This window comes from Bacillus paramobilis, from assembly GCF_038096195.1.
Lineage (GTDB): Bacteria > Bacillota > Bacilli > Bacillales > Bacillaceae_G > Bacillus_A > Bacillus_A mobilis.
Map to the genome: position 1 here is coordinate 1,266,944 of NZ_CP151108.1, position 17,755 is coordinate 1,284,698.

The window sequence follows — 17,755 nt, forward strand, 5'->3', positions numbered from 1 at the left end:
TTTGAGACGGGTAAGGAGTGCAAAGTGATGCATATGCATATTTTTGAAGGAGCACGGCATCTTTCTAATAGTGAGTGGGTTATTCGGGCTATTATAGCATACATATTTTTAATATTAGTTGCGAAAGCGATGGGGCAAAGGTCCATCGCACAACTTCGTTTCTTAGATGTTGTATTAGTGTTATTGCTTGGTGGGAATATTTCTAACGCATTATCTGATGAAAAAGTGGGATTACTCGGTTCGATGATTACAACGTTCATACTCGTTGTACTTCACATTATAAGCTCAGTCTTAATGTTGAAATGGGATAGATGGAGACGCTTTTTAGAGCCAGCACCTATTATTCTTATACACAATGGTTCCATTGATTTTAGTAATTTGAAAAAAGCGAGAATTACGGTGGAATATTTATTTTCAGAACTTCGTATGCGAAATGTGAGCGATATTCAAACGATTAAATTAGCATTATGGGAAGCGAATGGTGTGGTTTCTATATTTCAATATCCAGAATATGAAGCAGTTTCGCGGATTGATCTGAAAGTGGCGGGGAAAAAATCTCCAGTTTCTTTTGTATTAGTAAAGGATGGGAGCATTCAGAAAGATGTTCTTGCTTTAGTAGGAAAAACAGAAGCGTGGGCGAGAGAATTTCTAGAGAAGAGTGCAGAAGTCGAATCTATTATGTTAGCTACAGTAGATGAAGCTCATAAAATAAATATTTTGTTAAAAAAATGAAAAATATACGCATTTTGTCGTTTCATACATATGATACAATAGTGTGGACAACGAAAAAGGAGGGATACGATGGGATATGTAGAGGAGTTACGAAAAGTAGTTGGTCATCGCCCTTTAATTTTAGTTGGTGCTGTTGTACTTGTTATAAATGAACATGGATATGTATTATTACAGCAAAGAACAGAGCCTTACGGAAAATGGGGATTGCCTGGCGGGCTAATGGAGCTTGGCGAATCCCCAGAAGAAACAGCTTGCCGTGAAGTATATGAAGAGACAGGAATAGAAGTGAAGAACCTGCGATTAATTAATGTATTTTCTGGAGCGAACTATTTTACAAAATTAGCAAATGGTGATGAATTTCAATCCGTAACGACAGCCTATTATACCGAGGAATACGAAGGGGAGTTTGTTATGAATAAAGAAGAAGCGGTTCAGCTTACATTCTTCCCACTAACAGAGCTACCTGATTATATTGTAGGATCGCATAAAAAAATGATTGCTGAATATATGAAGATTATGGAAAAAGGGATATAATAATAGTGAAAGAAATACAAAAACACAGTTCTGGTCGGTAGTCCAGACACATGATTACATGTCAGTAACCTTCCCCTCCGGGATGTCCAGTATTTCTAATTTTTTTTAAGGAGGGGCTGTCAATGGATTTGACAGTATATCACGATGGTCAATTTTTCGTAGGAATTATTACGCATAAAGAAACAGGGAAATTGTATGGAGCGCGGTATATTTTTGGAATGGAACCTTCAGATGAAGAAGTACTTATATTTGTGAATGGTCCAATGTTAGCATATTTCCAGCACGTTGCAAAATGCGGTGTGGAAGTGAAAGAAAAACAGCGTCCAAAAAATATAAAACGTATCATACGACAAGCGGCAAAAGAAGTAAATGTAAAACGTTTTACTAAGGCGCAAGAGGCAATTAGCTTATCTTATGAACTGCATAAACAAGAAAAGAAAGTGCAGTCTAAAGAGAAGCGAGAAGCTGAAAAACAAAGAAGACGTTTAATTAAAGTACAAAAAGCAAAGCAAAAGCATCGTGGCCATTAAGAAAAGGTGTTAGAGCAAGAGCTCTAACACCTTTTCTATACCCAAATACAAGTAAACTTACTTGTATTTCATAAACATTAACTGGTAAGATACAAATAGGTAGTTTTAGAGGAGGGAAAAGATTGATTAATTTTAACTTTTTTATGAATGATGTTGTCCGCCAAGCACGTGAAGAGATTGTCTCTGCTGGATATACAGAATTGACGACGCCGGAAGCAGTAGAAGAAGCGTTTAAAAGAAATGGAACAACACTTGTAATGGTAAACTCTGTATGTGGTTGTGCAGGTGGTATTGCTCGTCCTGCTGCTGCGCATTCCGTACATTATGATAAACGTCCTAACCATCTTGTAACGGTGTTTGCAGGTCAAGATAAGGAAGCAACAGCAAGAGCTCGTGAATATTTCGAAGGGTATCCACCTTCTTCTCCATCATTCGCTTTATTAAAAGATGGAAAAATTGTAACGATGGTAGAACGTCATGAAATTGAAGGTCATGAACCAATGCAAGTTATTGCAAAACTACAATCTTATTTCGAAGAGAATTGTGAAGAACTATAAATATAAGTGAAAAGGCGGTACGTCCACGATGAAGTGGATGTACCGCTTTTTTTATTTAGCATTAAAATTTATCCCGCTTTAATGGGCAGTAAGACCCCCATCTCAAAATTCAGCGAAAGCAAAGAAGTTAGGCGGGGGATCAACTGCCCATAAAAGTCCGATTGGTTCAACTAATAATCAGTGGGAGATGAAGAAAACCCCCACTGATTAAAGTTTCACTTTATGGGACATGCATAGTTGTGTTATTTTATGCATTTTTTTATACATTACAAACGGCATTAACATTGTTATTTTATTTATTTTTATTTTATATATTGCATAAAAATAAAAGTGCTGATACAATACAAACATCGAATAAATATTCTATTAAACTTTTAAATATACATTATTAGGGGGAAGAAAGATGAAGAAGTTATTATCAATATCGTTTGCACTTATTTTAATTGTAAGTATGTTCAGCGCTTGTAGTAATGGGGAAGAAAAGGCTAGTGGAAAAAATAAAAAAGTACTGGTTATGGGGACTTCAGCAGATTATAAACCATATGAATATGTGGAAGCTTCAAAAAGTGATGAAATTATCGGCTTTGATGTTGATGTTGCTAAATATATCGGAAAAGAACTTGGTTATGAAGTGAAAGTGAAAGATATGGATTTTGGTGGTTTATTAGCATCTCTTAGCTCAGGAAAAGTTGATTTCGTAATGGCAGGTATGACGCCGACTGCAGAGCGTAAAAATAATGTTGATTTTACAGATATTTATTTTGTTGCGAAAAATATGGTCGTTTCTAAAAAGGATTCTAATATTCAATCTGTAGAGGATTTAAAAGGGAAAAAAGTAGGGGTACAAACAGGATCTATTCAAGAAGAAAAAGCAGCAGAATTTAAAAAAGAAGTAGATTTCAAAGTTGAGGGACGTGACCGTATACCAGAAATCGTACAAGAAATTAAAGCTGGTCGTTTTGACGCAGCAATTATAGAAGATACAGTTGCTAAAAATTATTTAGAAAAAATGAAAGAATTACAAGGAATTGAAATTAAAGAAGCACCAGAAGAAGTAGGAGCAGCAATTGCTCTTCCGAAAAACAGTGATAAAACAGCAGAATTTAATAAAGTAATTAAAAAAATGCAAGAAAATGGAGAAATGGATAAATTAGTGAAGAAATGGTTTGGCAGCGAAAAATAAGCTGCCTTTCACTTTTCTGTGAGGGGAATGAAAAGAATGAACTTAGATTTTTCGGCGATTACGCCTTCGATACCATATATACTAAAAGGCCTAGAAGTTACTTTGAAAATTGTAGCAGTATCAGCGTTAGTTGGGTTTATTTTAGGAACGTTATTAGCACTTTGCAAAATTGCTAGAATACGAGCATTAAATATAGCGGCAGATTTTTATACATCAATTTTCCGTGGTACACCACTTGTATTGCAATTAATGATTATTTATTTCGGTGTCCCGCAAATAATTGGTTATGAAATACCAGCATTCGTAGCAGCTGTATTAGCATTTAGCTTAAATTCAGGTGCATATATGTCAGAGGTAATTCGTGCCGGCATTCAAGCGGTTGATAAAGGACAAACAGAAGCAGCGATGGCTTTAGGGATTCCTTACGGAAAAATGATGCGAAATATTATTTTCCCTCAAGCATTAAAAAATATATTACCAGCGCTTGTGAACGAGTTTGCGACACTTACGAAAGAATCGGCTGTAGTAACAGTAATAGGAGCGACAGATTTAATGCGCCGTGCTTACATTGTAGGCGGTGAGACGTTTAAATATCTTGAACCATTACTTTTTGTTGGACTCATTTATTATATGCTAGTCATTATTCTTACATTAGTCGGGAAAGCAATTGAAGGGAGAATGAAGAAAAGTGATTAAAATTGAAAACCTTCATAAATCATTTGGAAAAAACGAAGTATTAAAAGGGATTACAACAACGATAGAAAAAGGGGAAGTAGTAGCAATTATTGGACCGTCTGGATCAGGGAAATCAACCTTTTTACGTTGTATGAATGTGCTAGAAGCACCGACAAATGGTCACATTTGGATTGGAACGGAAGAAGTAACGAATCCGAAAACGAATATTATGCACGTTCGTGAAAATGTCGGAATGGTATTTCAGCATTTTCACCTATTTCCTCATATGACTGTATTAGAAAATATTACGTATGCTCCTATCAATGTAAAAGGAGTAACGAAACAAGAAGCCGAAAAGAAAGCGGAGAAACTTTTAGAAAAGGTCGGTTTATTAGATAAAAAAGATACGTATCCAAACCGTCTTTCGGGAGGACAAAAGCAACGTGTAGCAATTGCGAGAGCGTTAGCGATGGAACCAGAAGTTATGTTGTTTGATGAACCAACATCAGCACTAGATCCAGAGATGGTAAAAGAAGTGTTAGAAGTTATGAAATCATTAGTTACGACAGGAATGACAATGGTGATTGTTACACATGAAATGGGATTTGCAAAAGAAGTAGCAGATCGTGTTCTCTTTTTAGATGGTGGAAAGCTTGTAGAAGATAGTGCGCCAGCAGAATTTTTTGTAGCACCGAAAAGTGAACGTGCGCAACAATTTTTACAAAAAATATTGTAATATGTAAAGGTTGCGTGAATAATAAGTAGAAAAGGATGACATTGTGTCATCCTTTTTTTATACTAAATTTAAATACGTTTATACATATAGGAGCAGTGCTATGTTCAAAATTGGATACCGTACAGTAAAAACAGCAATAGGGACAGGCGCAGCAGTTTTTATTGCTCAGTTATTAGGATTAGAATTTTATAGCTCAGCGGGCATTTTAGTTATATTATGTGTACAAAATACGAAACGTAAATCACTTCAAGTATCGTTACATCGTTTTTTAGCTTGTGTATTATCAATGGTATTCGCTTTTTGTATTTTTGAAACAGTTGGATATACACCACTAGCAATTAGTATATTATTACTTACATTTATTCCGACTGCAGTTATGCTTAAAATTCAAGAAGGTATTGTCACGAGTTCAGTTATTGTGATGCATCTATATTCATTGAAACAAATTACATGGCTTATTGTTGGAAATGAAATTGCGATATTAACGATAGGAATTAGCGTGGCTTTATTAGTGAATATGTATATGCCAAGTAGTGAAAATAAGCTAAAAGAGTATCAGTATACAATAGAAAGTAATTTTAAAACAATTTTGTTTGAAATGGTCGTTTATTTACGAAACAGAGAAAGTAATTGGAGCGGGGCAGAACTTATTGAAACTGAAAATATGCTAAATGAAGCAAGGGATTTATCGTTTAAGAAACTTGAGAACGCATTTATGCGAGAAGATGGCTATTACTATCGCTACTTTAATATGCGTATGCAGCAATTCGAAATTTTAGAGCGAATGATACCACTAGCAGCTTCTTTATCATGGACATATGAACAAGCTGACATGATTGCGGATGTGGTTGAAAACATTGGGAATGCTATTAGCCCTGAGAGTACTGGGGTTATTTCCTTAAGACAGCTGCAAGAAATGAGAGAATTATTTAGAGACATGCCATTGCCAGTTACACGTGAAGAATTTGAGATACGTGCGAAGCTTGTTCAACTTGTGTATGAAATGGAACAATATTTACTCATTAAAAGCCGTTTTAAGGGAAAGGATAATATAAAAGAACTTATATAGAAGGTAGGAATTATTTATGCCGTATCTTCTCTCTTTCATATTATGTCTTTCTTTATCACCTATTTGGCCTCTTGGTGATAATCCACGTGCCGGAGACCCTTTCATTATTGTAAATAAAGCGACGAATAAACTAGCTTATATTGACGATGGAAAGATTCAAAAGGTTTTTCCAGTAGCGACAGGGAAAACAAATGAATTAACTCCAGAAGGAACTTTTGATGTTGTAATGAAAGCGAAGGATCCGTATTATATTGCGAAGAATATTCCAGGCGGATCACCGAAAAATCCACTTGGGTCAAGGTGGATTGGATTTAATGCAAGAGGAACTGATGGAAGTAAATATGGAATACATGGAACAAACCAACCTAGTTCAATTGGAAAGTATATTTCACAAGGATGTATAAGAATGAAGAAAAACGATGTGGAGTATTTATTTGATCGCATTCCAATCGGAACGAAAGTATGGATTGTGAAGTCGAAACAATCATTTCAGCAATTGGCAAAACAAAAAGGAGCCATTGCATATGAAAAAGCCAACGAAAAGGTTGGCTTTTTCTATTGTAATAAGTTGTCTTGACATGTGTACATAACCATGAGTTAATGAGAGTATAGAAAGATAAAGTGAAACTTTAATCAGTGGAAGGTTTTTGCCCGCTGATTATCAGCCCGCACCAATCGGGGTAAAAATTAGATAAAGGGGTTGCTCATATGTACTTGAATTCAAAAATTTCGTATATGCAATTTTTTATGGGATTTCTATTTGTTATTACATTCATATTGGCAACTTTTAATATATGTTCTTATCTTGTAGCAATTGTATGTATGGCTTTACTCAATCTTACTTTTGTTATTGGAGCATTTCAGCAGAAACAATATACAAGTTTTATAACAGCACTTGTAATGTCATTTTCCTTTAGTATTGTAGCGATTGTGCTCTATATAAAATAAACCATCTCGATATCGAGATGGTTTATTTTATTATGTTATATGTAAAAAGTAAAAAAAGGACGAACACATCGTCCTTTTTACCAAAACATACTTGCGCCAGCAAGTAATGTTGTTACAAGCATAGAAATTAGCATTACATAAACCATAACTTTTTGAGCTTTTTTATGCATCGTTAAACCTCCTTGCAAATCAGTACAATATCATTGTAACGAGAAATGATATTGTGGACAAGGGGAGAGAAGTGACAAAATTCGAGAAGTGCATGTAAAGTATAACAGGAAATTTATATGCATGTAGAGAATATATAATAATGATAGAGTATAAGTTTTTTGTTATGCAAGCTGAAGAATGGAGATACGATGATGAAAATATATGAAACAAATCGTTTACATTTAAGGGAAATTGATGAGTCGTATGCTGAAAAAGTTCTTCAATATTACGACAGAAATCGTGAATTTTTAAAAGCTTGGGAAGAGTATAGACCGGATGATTTTTTTACGTTAGATTATCAGAAGAAAAAGTTACAAAGGGATAGAAAAGAGTTTGCAGAAGGTAAAATCATCAGGCTTTGGATCTTTAAAAAGGGTGATGATACAAAAATTATTGGATGTATCTCATTTAATCTAATCGTTCGCGGCATTTATCAATCTTGTGTGCTCGGCTATAAATTAGATAAGGCAGAATTGAATAAAGGTTACACGACAGAAGCGCTTAGGAAAGCTATTCAAGTTACTTTCGAAGAATTTCAGTTACATCGTATAGAAGCACCGATTATGCCACGGAATTTAGCATCTATACAAGTAGTGACGAAGATAGGTTTTCAATATGAGGGCGTGTCTAGGAAGATGTTAATGGTAAATGGAGTATGGGAAGATCATATGCGCTGGGTATTGTTAAATGAGTAATAGAAAGCAGATGGTTATCTAGACATATAAACCGTCTGTTTTTTGTCTTGTATTTCGAAACTTTTGCGAAATTCTGTTATAATTAATAGTGTTACATACATAATGGTAGTGCAGGAGGCGCAGTCTTATGATTAATCAAGAACGTTTAGTAAATGAATTTATGGAATTAGTACAAGTAGATTCTGAAACGAAATTTGAGGCAGAAATTTGCAAAGTATTAACAAAGAAATTTACAGATTTAGGTGTAGAAGTATTTGAAGATGACACAATGGCTGTTACTGGGCATGGTGCAGGTAATTTAATTTGTACATTACCAGCAACAAAAGATGGTGTTGATACAATTTACTTTACTTCTCATATGGATACAGTAGTTCCTGGTAATGGAATTAAGCCTTCTATTAAAGATGGATATATCGTATCGGATGGTACTACGATTTTAGGTGCGGATGATAAAGCAGGATTAGCATCCATGTTTGAAGCAATTCGTGTTTTAAAAGAGAAAAACATCCCTCATGGTAAAATTGAATTTATTATTACAGTTGGAGAAGAGTCTGGTCTTGTTGGTGCAAAAGCGTTAGATCGTGAGCGCATTACAGCGAAATACGGTTACGCATTAGATAGCGATGGAAAAGTTGGTGAAATCGTTGTTGCAGCTCCAACACAAGCGAAAGTGAATGCAATTATTCGCGGGAAAACAGCTCACGCTGGTGTAGCACCAGAAAAAGGTGTATCTGCAATTACTATCGCAGCGAAGGCAATTGCGAAGATGCCACTTGGTCGTATTGATTCTGAAACAACTGCAAATATTGGACGTTTTGAAGGTGGTACACAAACGAATATCGTTTGTGATCATGTACAAATCTTTGCAGAAGCGCGTTCTTTAATCAATGAGAAAATGGAAGTACAAGTTGCGAAAATGAAAGAAGCATTTGAAACAACTGCAAAAGAAATGGGCGGTCACGCAGACGTTGAAGTAAACGTTATGTATCCAGGATTTAAATTTGCTGATGGCGATCACGTTGTAGAAGTTGCAAAACGTGCAGCTGAAAATATTGGTCGTACACCTTCTCTTCACCAAAGTGGTGGCGGAAGTGATGCAAACGTAATTGCAGGACACGGTATTCCAACAGTTAATTTAGCGGTTGGTTATGAAGAAATTCATACAACAAACGAAAAAATCCCTGTTGAGGAATTAGCGAAAACAGCAGAATTAGTTGTTGCAATTATTGAAGAAGTAGCGAAATAATGTAATAGAAAAAGCGTGTAAATCATAATTGATTTACACGCTTTTTATTTTGATTCGATTGCTTTTACAAGGCGGATCAGCCAATACAAGAAAATCCATGGCAGTATATATGTTGTTATAATGCCCAGTAGACTTGGAAGGATTCCTGCTACGTTTATATCAAAAATAGGGAGTAATAAATAATTAATTAAGATGATTAATATAATAACGAGAAATGTATAGTTGAGTTTACTGTGTGATTTCATAACATATCACTCCTTTTACAATAATATCCATATCCCGTATTAAGTATAGCAAAAATAAGGATAAAAAGAATAAGTAATTATTATATTTTGCATGAATTTGATATAATGAAGGAACAAATGTTCTTTGAAGGGGTGAGTACTATGCGAGAAATGTATCCGAAAAATGGTCGTGTTATTTTACATGTAGATATGAATTGTTTTTTCGCATCTGTTGAAATTGCTCATGACCCATCATTACAAGGAAAACCGTTAGCAGTTGCTGGAAATGAAAAAGAAAGAAAAGGAATTATCGTAACATGTAGTTATGAGGCGAGAGACTACGGAATACGTACAACGATGCCTCTTTGGGAAGCAAAAAGGTTATGTCCACAATTAGTTGTAATGCGTCCTAATTTTACATTATATCGTGAAGCTTCATTTCAAATGTTTCAAATCCTTTCCCGTTTTACGGAAAAAATACAACCAGTCTCAATAGATGAAGGATATTTAGATATTACAGATTGCTACGCACTCGGTTCACCTCTTGAAATAGCAAAGATGATTCAGCAGGCGTTATTAACAGAGTTACAGCTTCCGTGTAGCATCGGAATTGCTCCTAACCTTTTCCTAGCAAAAACAGCTTCTGATATGAAAAAACCTCTTGGGATTACCGTGCTTCGAAAACGAGATATTCCAGAAATGATTTGGCCACTTCCAGTTGGAGCGATGCATGGAATTGGAGAAAAAACAGCTGAAAAATTAAATGATATTCATATACAAACAATTGAGCAATTAGCAAAAGGAAACGAACATATCATTCGCGCTAAAATTGGAAAGCATGGTGTTGATTTACAAAGACGGGCAAAAGGGATGGATGATAGGGAAGTTGACCCAAGTCAAATGGGACAACATAAAAGTGTTGGTAATTCGATGACTTTTTCAAAGGATATGGATGAAGATAAAGAATTACTTGATATGTTAGAACGGCTATCAAAATCAGTGAGTAAAAGATTACAAAAGCGAACTCTTGTCAGCTATAATATTCAAATTATGATTAAATATCATGATAGGCGGACAGTAACGCGGAGTAAACAATTGAAAAATGCGATTTGGGAAGAACGAGATATTTTTCAGGCAGCCTCTCGTTTATGGAAGCAACATTGGGACGGTGATTCCGTTCGTTTATTAGGTGTTACGGCTACTGAAATAGAGTGGAAGACAGAATCGGTGAAACAATTAGATTTGTTTTCATTTGAAGAAGATGCGAAAGAAGAGCCGCTACTTGCTGTTATTGATCAAATTAATGATAAATATGGAATGCCGATTTTACAAAGAGGCAGTCAATTATTACGTAAGCAAGAAAAGTCTTTCCAACAAAAATTAGAAAATAAGTTTATGTAGAAGGTGTCATGAAGCTGTACATATCATGACACCTTTCATTTTTAACTTGCTTCTAAATCTAATGAAGTTTTCCACCCAGCTGCAGTAACACCAGCTTCTAATAGCATTCTACTCACTATTTTTTCAATTAAGACTGCTGCATTTGTACTGCAATGTAATGTAGCTTGTATACACACTTTTTGCTTAGAATCCACGTCTTCACTATACAATTCTTTTAAACCGATGCCTTCAGAACTTACCATGTGCATAAGTAAAAACCGAATATGTGTTTCATGCTCTTCTGAACAAGTAAGAGAAAGGAAGTAGTTCGTTTGTTCAGGTGATTCTTCTTTTGATTTTTGATTCATAAAGAGGGCGATTGGACGGAGTAGTATATTTGCTAGTAAAACGCCGGTTGCACCTAATAAAGCTGCAACGAGGAAACCAGCGCCTGTAAGAGTACCAACAGCAGCTGCGCACCATAGAGTAGCCGCAGTATTAAGCCCTCTAATACTAAAACCATCCCGGATAATAACGCCGCCTCCTAAAAAACCAATCCCACTAACGACTTGAGCGGCAATACGTGAGGGGCTAGCATCGTGATCAAGCATGACGGATAATAAAACAAATATACAGGCACCAAGTGATACGAGAGCATTTGTCCGTAATCCAGCCATCCTGTGTCTCCATTGCCGTTCCATTCCGATGCAAGCACCTACAATAATTGCGATAAATAATCTTAATACAATGTCATACCATACCATCATGGTTACCTCCATACATATGAGTCCATGTTATGTTTTTGAGAATGAGTGGGGAGTACCTGCTCATTCTCAATTTTATCCCGCTATTTGCGGGCTGATGAAAGCTTCACTTTATAACCAGCTATGAAACTTTTTAATATAAACTTTTTTTAGGAACTGTGCTAAGAAAGCATAGCCTAATAGTATTCCTATTAACCAAGGGAAATAGCTAAGTGGTAATGCTTGTAATCCAACAGCTGCTCCAAGTGGCGAGAATGGAATATAAATTCCGATTGCCATAATACAAGCGGTTAATAAAAGAACCGGTATTGATGCAGTACTTTGAATGAACGGAATCTTCTGTGTTCTTATCATGTGAACAATTAAAGTTTGTGTTAGTAATCCAACGACAAACCAACCAGATTGGAATAATGATTGTTCGCTAGTTGTATTTGCACCGAAGACGTTCCACATGACTACATATGTGATGATATCAAATATGGAACTAATTGGACCGATACAAATAATGAAGTTCCGTAAGTTCGCAGTATCCCATTTTCTTGGTTTTTCTAAAAACTCTTTATCCATTTTGTCCCATGGAATAGACAGTTGTGAAATATCATAAAGCAAGTTTTGAATTAAAAGGTGAATGGCAAGCATCGGCAAGAAGGGGATGAAAGCACTTGCTACTAACACACTAAATACATTTCCGAAGTTAGAGCTAGCTGTCATTTTAATATATTTTAAAATGTTTCCAAATGTAGTGCGTCCTTCTAAAATACCTGCTTCTAATATTGTTAAGCTTTTCTCAAGTAAAATAATGTCAGAAGACTCTTTTGCAATATCGGTAGCAGTATCAACAGATATGCCAACATCAGCTTCACGTAACGCTACGGCATCGTTAATGCCATCTCCCATATAACCTACAGTGTGTCCGTTTCCTTGTAATACTCGTATAATGCGAGATTTTTGCATTGGATTTAGTTTAGCAAATACAGTTGTTTCTTCGGCTAATTTTGCTAATGCTTTATCAGGTAAAGAATCGATTTCGTAACCAAGGACAGGCTCACCGATATTTAATCCGACTTCTTTGCAAACTTTTCTTGTCACGATTTCGTTATCGCCAGTTAAAATTTTCACTTGTACGCCATGTTTCTGTAATGCTTGAATGGCAGTAGCGGCAGATGGTTTCGGTGGATCTAAAAAGCCAATATATCCAGCGAGAATCATATCATTTTCATCTTGTACCGCGTACTCTGTATCATTTATTGGTCTATCTTTTTTATAAGCTACAGCAATAACACGCATACCTTCACTATTTAATGTCTCACTTAGTTGTTTTACATTTGAGCGCATGTCATCGGTAAGAGAAACAACTTTTCCACCTACTTCAGTGTAGTTACAAATAGATAAAATTTCTTCTACTGCCCCTTTACAAACCATTGTATGTTCACCTGAAATATCTTTCACGATGACAGACATACGCCGACGAGCAAAATCAAATGGAATTTCATCTAGTTTTTGAAAAATGGATGGATTAAACTGCTGGTTTTCTTCTGTATGTTTCATAACGGCTTTATCTATTAAATTTTTCAATCCTGTTTGATAGAAGCTATTTAAATAGGCAAAGTGTAATACACGATTACATGTATTACCGTTAGGATCTAAATGGCGGACAAGTACAACTTTATCTTCTGTTAAAGTACCTGTTTTATCGGTACAAAGAATGTTCATAGCACCTAAGTTTTGAATAGAATTCAGTTGTTTTACAATTACTTTCTGTTTAGACATGTTAACGGCACCTTTTGCTAAATTAGCAGTTACAATCATTGGTAACATTTCAGGTGTGAGACCAACAGCAATTGCGATAGCGAAGAAGAAAGCCTCTTGCCAATCCCCTTTTGTGAATCCGTTAATGAGAAGAACGATAGGCGCCATAATAAGCATGAATGTAATTAAGAGCCAGCTTACTTTGTTTACACCTTTATCAAAGCTTGTTTCTACTCGTTTGCCGAGTACCTTTTTTGCTAAAGAGCCGAAATACGTATCGGTACTTGTGGAGATGACAACAGCTTTTGCACTACCACTTACAATATTTGTACCCATAAAACAAAGGTTTTCCATATCGAGTGGATTGTAATTTTTTTTCGTATTTTTCGGTAAGATATGTTTATTCTCTGTATGGTAGCAGTTTTCGTACTTTTCCACAGGAAGTGCTTCCCCAGTTAAAGAGGATTGATTCACAAATAAATCTTTAGCTGATAAAATACGCACATCAGCCGGAACGATATCACCGGCTGAAAGTGAAATAATATCGCCAGGTACAAGTTCTTCAATTGGAATTTCCATTGTATAATTTTGCTTTAAATTTGTTACTTTTTTTGTTTCATGCACAAATCCATCTATTCTAAAGACGCTTGCCGTTGTTCGAACCATAGCTTTTAACTGATCAGCAGCTCTTTGAGAACGAAATTCTTGTAAAAAACGAATCGTTGCACTTAGCATTACCATTACAGATACGACAAGGGTTCCTTGTATGTCATTTGTGAAAAAAGAGAGTGCGCCGAGAGCTAATAAAACAAAAATAAATGGATTTTTAAATGCCAGTAGAAATTGAATGTACCACGGTGCTGTTTTATTATGAGCTATTTCATTTGGGCCATATAAAGTAAGTCTACGAGCAGCTTCTTGTTTAGAGAGTCCATTTTGTGTTGTTTCTAGAAGTTGTAACGCCTTGTTTGCATCTTGTGTTGCGACTTCCACCAATAATTCGTTATTTGTTTTCATACGATCTTGATTGTAAGAATGTTTTGTTTCTTGTCTTTGTAAATTTAACATCGGTAGTTCCTCCTTTTTCATGAAGGAGGAAACAATCTGTTACTCGACTATTTAAAATTAGGAGGAACAGCTTCTTTCCTACCTACATGATGAAATATTAACGTAAAACATATGGGTATCTGGGCCGAATCATCAATTGCCAACTGTTCCTCACCTCCGTACAATTTAGTAGTTTCTGAATATGCTATGTTTGTTTCATAGTAAGGTGTATATATAAAAAGACCTTTACTCAAAACGAGTAAAGGTCTGAATTCGCATTTAAAAGAGTCCACAACAAATACTGTTATAAACATAGATAAAAACAGTTTTTGTGTATGACAAAATATACGCACCTCTCCCTCGTTGAGTTTTAGCACTGTATAGCATAGGTACTGAAACCAGCTACGTTAAAAAAGGCCTTCATTCCGACCTTTCCTGTTGACCCATTGGCGTCTCTCGACATTTTTGGGCAGCAGCGTTTCTCTATACAGGAGCCTCACCTAACAGAGACCATATTCAATTACAATTTGAATGTTAGCACTGTAAATTTATAGTGTCAATATCTTTTTTTGAAAAATCAAATAGGTTTATGATGACTATATAGTAGGAAATAAGTGGAGTTTTTTTGAAAGATGTTTGGAAAATAAATACTGTAATGAATATAAATAAAAAGCACTGATTACAGTGCTTTTTATTATAGATTATGAGATTGTAGCATTTTCAAAAATAACAATTTCTGAGCTGTTTGTTGTTGAAACGCGTTGTGCGTAATATGTTAAAGCTGAAGAAATATATGTCGGTAACGAATCATTTGTATGTGTTGTTGTATATTCATGGATTAATTCTTTCAAAGTCGTCCATTCTAATTGTGCTGGGTGATCAGACACGAAAGAACTTACCCAGCGATCAAATGAAGATGAAAAATCAGTTTGTAAACGAAATGCTTCTTTCATAATAAAACGCTCCCTTAAAGTGTAGTATAATCATTTTAACATAAAACACGAACAATTACTAAGTTTTTCGAGTATAACGTTCGTGATATATAGTTGTCTAGATGATTGGTTATGTAAATTCGATTTGCCATTTGAAATAACATTCCGTAAGATGAAAGGTAGATTATATAAAGAGCTGGAGGAAAGAAAGTGGAATTTGTATTTTTAGGAACTGGTGCAGGTGTTCCTTCGAAAGGAAGGAACGTTTCGGCAATTGCTTTGCAATTGTTAGAAGAACGAGGACAGACTTGGTTATTTGATTGTGGCGAGGCGACGCAACATCAAATATTACATACATCAGTACGCCCACGCCGCATTGAAAAAATATTTATTACGCATTTACATGGTGATCATATTTTTGGCTTGCCTGGTTTATTAGGAAGCCGTTCATTTCAAGGAGGGACTACACCTTTAACAGTGTATGGACCAAAAGGAATTAAACAATTTATTGAAGTGGCATTATCAGTAAGCACGACACATGTAAAATATCCACTTGAAATTGTTGAGATAACAGAAGAAGGTACTGTATTTGAAGATAATGAATTTCACGTGGAAACGAAAAGATTGTCACATGGCATTGAATGTTTTGGGTATCGCATCGTAGAGAAAGATATACAAGGTGCTCTTTTAGTCGATAAATTGCTGGAGATGGGTGTGAAACCTGGCCCTCTCTTTAAACGTTTAAAAGATGGAGAAGTAGTTGAATTAGAAAATGGTACGATACTAAATGGAAAAGACTTTATTGGTCCGCCTCAAAAGGGAAGAATTATTACCATTTTAGGTGATACAAGATATTGTGAAGCGAGTAGAGAGCTGGCACAAGACGCTGACGTACTTGTTCATGAGGCAACTTTTGCGGCAGAAGATGAACAACAAGCGTATGATTATTTTCATTCTACATCTAAGCAAGCTGCGAGTATTGCACTTCAGGCAAATGCAAAACGATTAATATTGACTCATATTAGTTCTCGTTATCAAGGAGATACATATAAGGAATTATGGAAAGAGGCAAGAGAGCTATTTTCTAATACAGAAATAGCTACGGATTTGAAATCATTTCCAGTAGATAGATAATAATGGTGTGAAAAAATGGTGACGAAAGGTTGCCATTTTTTTATTTCTAAAAAAAATTTAAAATAAATCTGTTATCATTTTATGCTTAAATTGGATGAAACAGAAAATTTTTATGATGTGAAGATATAGGATAAAAATACATAGTACCGATCATTTAGAAAAACTGTTATATAAGTCAGACGACATACGAGTGGTACAAATAGCAAAAATGGATTTTTATTCAGAACTTTTAAAATTCATTAAAAGTAAGCGTTTTATTAAAAACAAGCTATAATGAGGGCAGATTATAATTTATTGTAGGCTACATGCGTTTTAGCTATTTGTCGTAACAAGTGGAGTTGACTAAATCATGAGAGCGCAACATGGGAATTATAAATAAGAAGGATATTACTATTATTTGTACCAAGTCTTTTTTCACCTTGTAGATTTAAAGCACTAAAAGGTATGAAAGCAATGGGAGTTTCACTTGTTTATGCTATCCTTGTAAGGGGTTCTGTGTTAAACTTTGGATTGCTACCAGACTTTATTCTGGATTAGCTTATACTATTTTAAAATGAAGGTAATGCTAAGTTTCTTACTTTATTAGGATAACTGGTATTATTTCAGGATATATTGTTTTACTGTTATTCAAAAACTATCCAATTCGTACAGCGGAACAAATTCGTCGTACAACTGGAAAAGCAACCGATTCGGTAGCTTAATAGAATAGTAAAAATTTTTTTCATAGAGGTTTAGGGGGAGTTATGATGAAGTATCGCTCAGTATTTGATATTATTGGTCCAGTTATGATTGGTCCATCAAGTTCACATACAGCAGGCGCAGCAAGAATGGGGCAAGTTGCTCGCCAGCTGTTTCGTCATGAACCAGAAAGAGTAAGCATTTCATTATATGGATCATTTGCAAAGACGTATCGAGGGCATGGTACGGATGTGGCACTGATTGGTGGGATATTAGGGTTTGAAACAGATGACTTACGTATTCCAGAGGCGCTAGACATAGCAAAAGAGCGCAAAATCGAAGTAGAATTCATTGAAGAAGATGCAAATGCACCTCACCCAAATACAGCGAGAATTCGTTTGTATAAAGGTGAAGAAGAAATTGAAGTTGTTGCTTGCTCAATTGGTGGCGGTAAAATTGAAGTTGTAGAATTAAACGGATTCGATCTTCAATTAACAGGCACGAGTCCAGCACTACTTATTGTAAATAACGATCGCTTCGGTGCTATTGCAGCAGTAGCTTCAATCCTTGCGAAACATGAAATTAACATTAGTACAATGAGTGTTTCTCGTAAAGAAAAAGGAAGAAGAGCGCTTATGGTCATCGAAACAGATGAATTATTAGCAGATGAAGTGATTGAAGAAATAAACGCGCAACAAAATATTTGTCAAGTAACTATTATGGAATAATTGC

20 protein-coding genes and 1 riboswitch are annotated in these 17,755 nt (G+C 35.4%); of the genes, 15 read left to right on the top strand and 5 right to left on the bottom strand.

Annotation, left to right across the window (positions count from 1 at the left end; translation table 11 throughout):
- Nucleotides 1–27 precede the first annotated feature (27 nt).
- From AABL52_RS06660 to AABL52_RS06705, 10 genes are all read left to right on the top strand, one after another.
- Entirely contained in the window at nt 28–732 is a 705-nt protein-coding gene (locus tag AABL52_RS06660; protein ID WP_000550958.1) for a DUF421 domain-containing protein, read from the top strand.
- A gap of 69 nt (nt 733–801) precedes the next feature.
- Nucleotides 802–1,266: an NUDIX hydrolase gene (locus AABL52_RS06665; RefSeq protein WP_097843917.1), complete on the top strand. Its 465-nt coding sequence runs from the start codon at nt 802–804 to the stop codon at nt 1,264–1,266.
- A 122-nt stretch (nt 1,267–1,388) separates the two neighbouring features.
- Nucleotides 1,389–1,796: a YjdF family protein gene (locus AABL52_RS06670; protein WP_002073035.1), complete on the top strand. Its 408-nt coding sequence runs from the start codon at nt 1,389–1,391 to the stop codon at nt 1,794–1,796.
- A gap of 143 nt (nt 1,797–1,939) precedes the next feature.
- Nucleotides 1,940–2,353, top strand: a complete 414-nt coding sequence (locus AABL52_RS06675) for a BrxA/BrxB family bacilliredoxin (RefSeq protein WP_001979317.1) — start codon at nt 1,940–1,942, stop codon at nt 2,351–2,353.
- A gap of 403 nt (nt 2,354–2,756) precedes the next feature.
- Entirely contained in the window at nt 2,757–3,536 is a 780-nt protein-coding gene (locus AABL52_RS06680) for a transporter substrate-binding domain-containing protein (protein WP_097843916.1), read from the top strand.
- Nucleotides 3,537–3,572: 36 nt separating this feature from the next.
- Nucleotides 3,573–4,232 (top strand): amino acid ABC transporter permease, encoded by a 660-nt coding sequence (locus tag AABL52_RS06685; RefSeq protein WP_001046922.1) that lies wholly within the window; start codon nt 3,573–3,575, stop codon nt 4,230–4,232.
- A complete protein-coding gene (locus AABL52_RS06690) occupies nt 4,225–4,947 on the top strand; it encodes an amino acid ABC transporter ATP-binding protein (RefSeq protein ID WP_341519077.1) in 723 nt (240 codons plus the stop codon). The genes AABL52_RS06685 and AABL52_RS06690 overlap by 8 nt, the downstream gene beginning before the upstream one ends.
- 100 nt (nt 4,948–5,047) lie before the next feature.
- Nucleotides 5,048–6,016, top strand: coding sequence for an aromatic acid exporter family protein (locus AABL52_RS06695; protein ID WP_000472690.1), 969 nt, complete (start codon nt 5,048–5,050; stop codon nt 6,014–6,016).
- A gap of 16 nt (nt 6,017–6,032) precedes the next feature.
- A complete protein-coding gene (locus AABL52_RS06700; RefSeq protein WP_001146550.1) occupies nt 6,033–6,593 on the top strand; it encodes a L,D-transpeptidase in 561 nt (186 codons plus the stop codon).
- Nucleotides 6,594–6,724: 131 nt separating this feature from the next.
- A complete protein-coding gene (locus AABL52_RS06705; RefSeq protein ID WP_000281196.1) occupies nt 6,725–6,964 on the top strand; it encodes a DUF3894 domain-containing protein in 240 nt (79 codons plus the stop codon).
- A 77-nt stretch (nt 6,965–7,041) separates the two neighbouring features.
- On the opposite strand, the gene prli42 is transcribed toward AABL52_RS06705, so the two are convergent.
- On the bottom strand, nt 7,042–7,134 hold the full coding sequence (gene prli42 / locus AABL52_RS06710) for a stressosome-associated protein Prli42 (RefSeq protein WP_000549040.1): 93 nt from the start codon (nt 7,132–7,134) through the stop codon (nt 7,042–7,044).
- Nucleotides 7,135–7,323: 189 nt separating this feature from the next.
- Here prli42 and AABL52_RS06715 point away from each other — a divergent pair, with 189 nt between their 5' ends.
- Together AABL52_RS06715 and AABL52_RS06720 are read left to right on the top strand one after the other, a co-directional pair.
- A complete protein-coding gene (locus tag AABL52_RS06715) occupies nt 7,324–7,869 on the top strand; it encodes a GNAT family N-acetyltransferase (protein ID WP_002072960.1) in 546 nt (181 codons plus the stop codon).
- 127 nt (nt 7,870–7,996) lie between these two features.
- Nucleotides 7,997–9,115: a tripeptidase T gene (locus AABL52_RS06720; protein ID WP_000609805.1), complete on the top strand. Its 1,119-nt coding sequence runs from the start codon at nt 7,997–7,999 to the stop codon at nt 9,113–9,115.
- 44 nt (nt 9,116–9,159) lie between these two features.
- Here AABL52_RS06720 and AABL52_RS06725 read toward each other — a convergent pair whose 3' ends face one another.
- The gene (locus AABL52_RS06725; RefSeq protein ID WP_000835313.1) at nt 9,160–9,360 is read right to left on the bottom strand and encodes a hypothetical protein; all 201 of its coding nucleotides are present in this window, start codon (nt 9,358–9,360) and stop codon (nt 9,160–9,162) included.
- Nucleotides 9,361–9,501: 141 nt separating this feature from the next.
- Between AABL52_RS06725 and AABL52_RS06730 the strand changes: the two genes are divergently transcribed.
- Nucleotides 9,502–10,740, top strand: a complete 1,239-nt coding sequence (locus AABL52_RS06730; RefSeq protein WP_001208864.1) for a DNA polymerase IV — start codon at nt 9,502–9,504, stop codon at nt 10,738–10,740.
- A 41-nt stretch (nt 10,741–10,781) separates the two neighbouring features.
- Here AABL52_RS06730 and AABL52_RS06735 read toward each other — a convergent pair whose 3' ends face one another.
- The 3 genes from AABL52_RS06735 to AABL52_RS06745 form a co-directional block, all read right to left on the bottom strand.
- The gene (locus AABL52_RS06735; RefSeq protein ID WP_000262361.1) at nt 10,782–11,483 is read right to left on the bottom strand and encodes an MgtC/SapB family protein; all 702 of its coding nucleotides are present in this window, start codon (nt 11,481–11,483) and stop codon (nt 10,782–10,784) included.
- Nucleotides 11,484–11,594: 111 nt separating this feature from the next.
- Nucleotides 11,595–14,300, bottom strand: coding sequence for a magnesium-translocating P-type ATPase (mgtA, locus tag AABL52_RS06740; protein ID WP_341519078.1), 2,706 nt, complete (start codon nt 14,298–14,300; stop codon nt 11,595–11,597).
- Nucleotides 14,301–14,626: 326 nt separating this feature from the next.
- Nucleotides 14,627–14,794, bottom strand: a riboswitch (M-box (ykoK) riboswitch).
- A 186-nt stretch (nt 14,795–14,980) separates the two neighbouring features.
- Nucleotides 14,981–15,232 (bottom strand): DUF3932 family protein, encoded by a 252-nt coding sequence (locus AABL52_RS06745; RefSeq protein WP_000656495.1) that lies wholly within the window; start codon nt 15,230–15,232, stop codon nt 14,981–14,983.
- Between the two features lie 189 nt (nt 15,233–15,421).
- Here AABL52_RS06745 and rnz point away from each other — a divergent pair, with 189 nt between their 5' ends.
- Both rnz and sdaAB read left to right on the top strand, forming a co-directional pair.
- On the top strand, nt 15,422–16,345 hold the full coding sequence (gene rnz, locus AABL52_RS06750; protein ID WP_000397451.1) for a ribonuclease Z: 924 nt from the start codon (nt 15,422–15,424) through the stop codon (nt 16,343–16,345).
- 746 nt (nt 16,346–17,091) lie between these two features.
- The gene (gene sdaAB, locus AABL52_RS06755; RefSeq protein WP_000877441.1) at nt 17,092–17,751 is read left to right on the top strand and encodes an L-serine ammonia-lyase, iron-sulfur-dependent subunit beta; all 660 of its coding nucleotides are present in this window, start codon (nt 17,092–17,094) and stop codon (nt 17,749–17,751) included.
- Nucleotides 17,752–17,755: the final 4 nt, after the last annotated feature.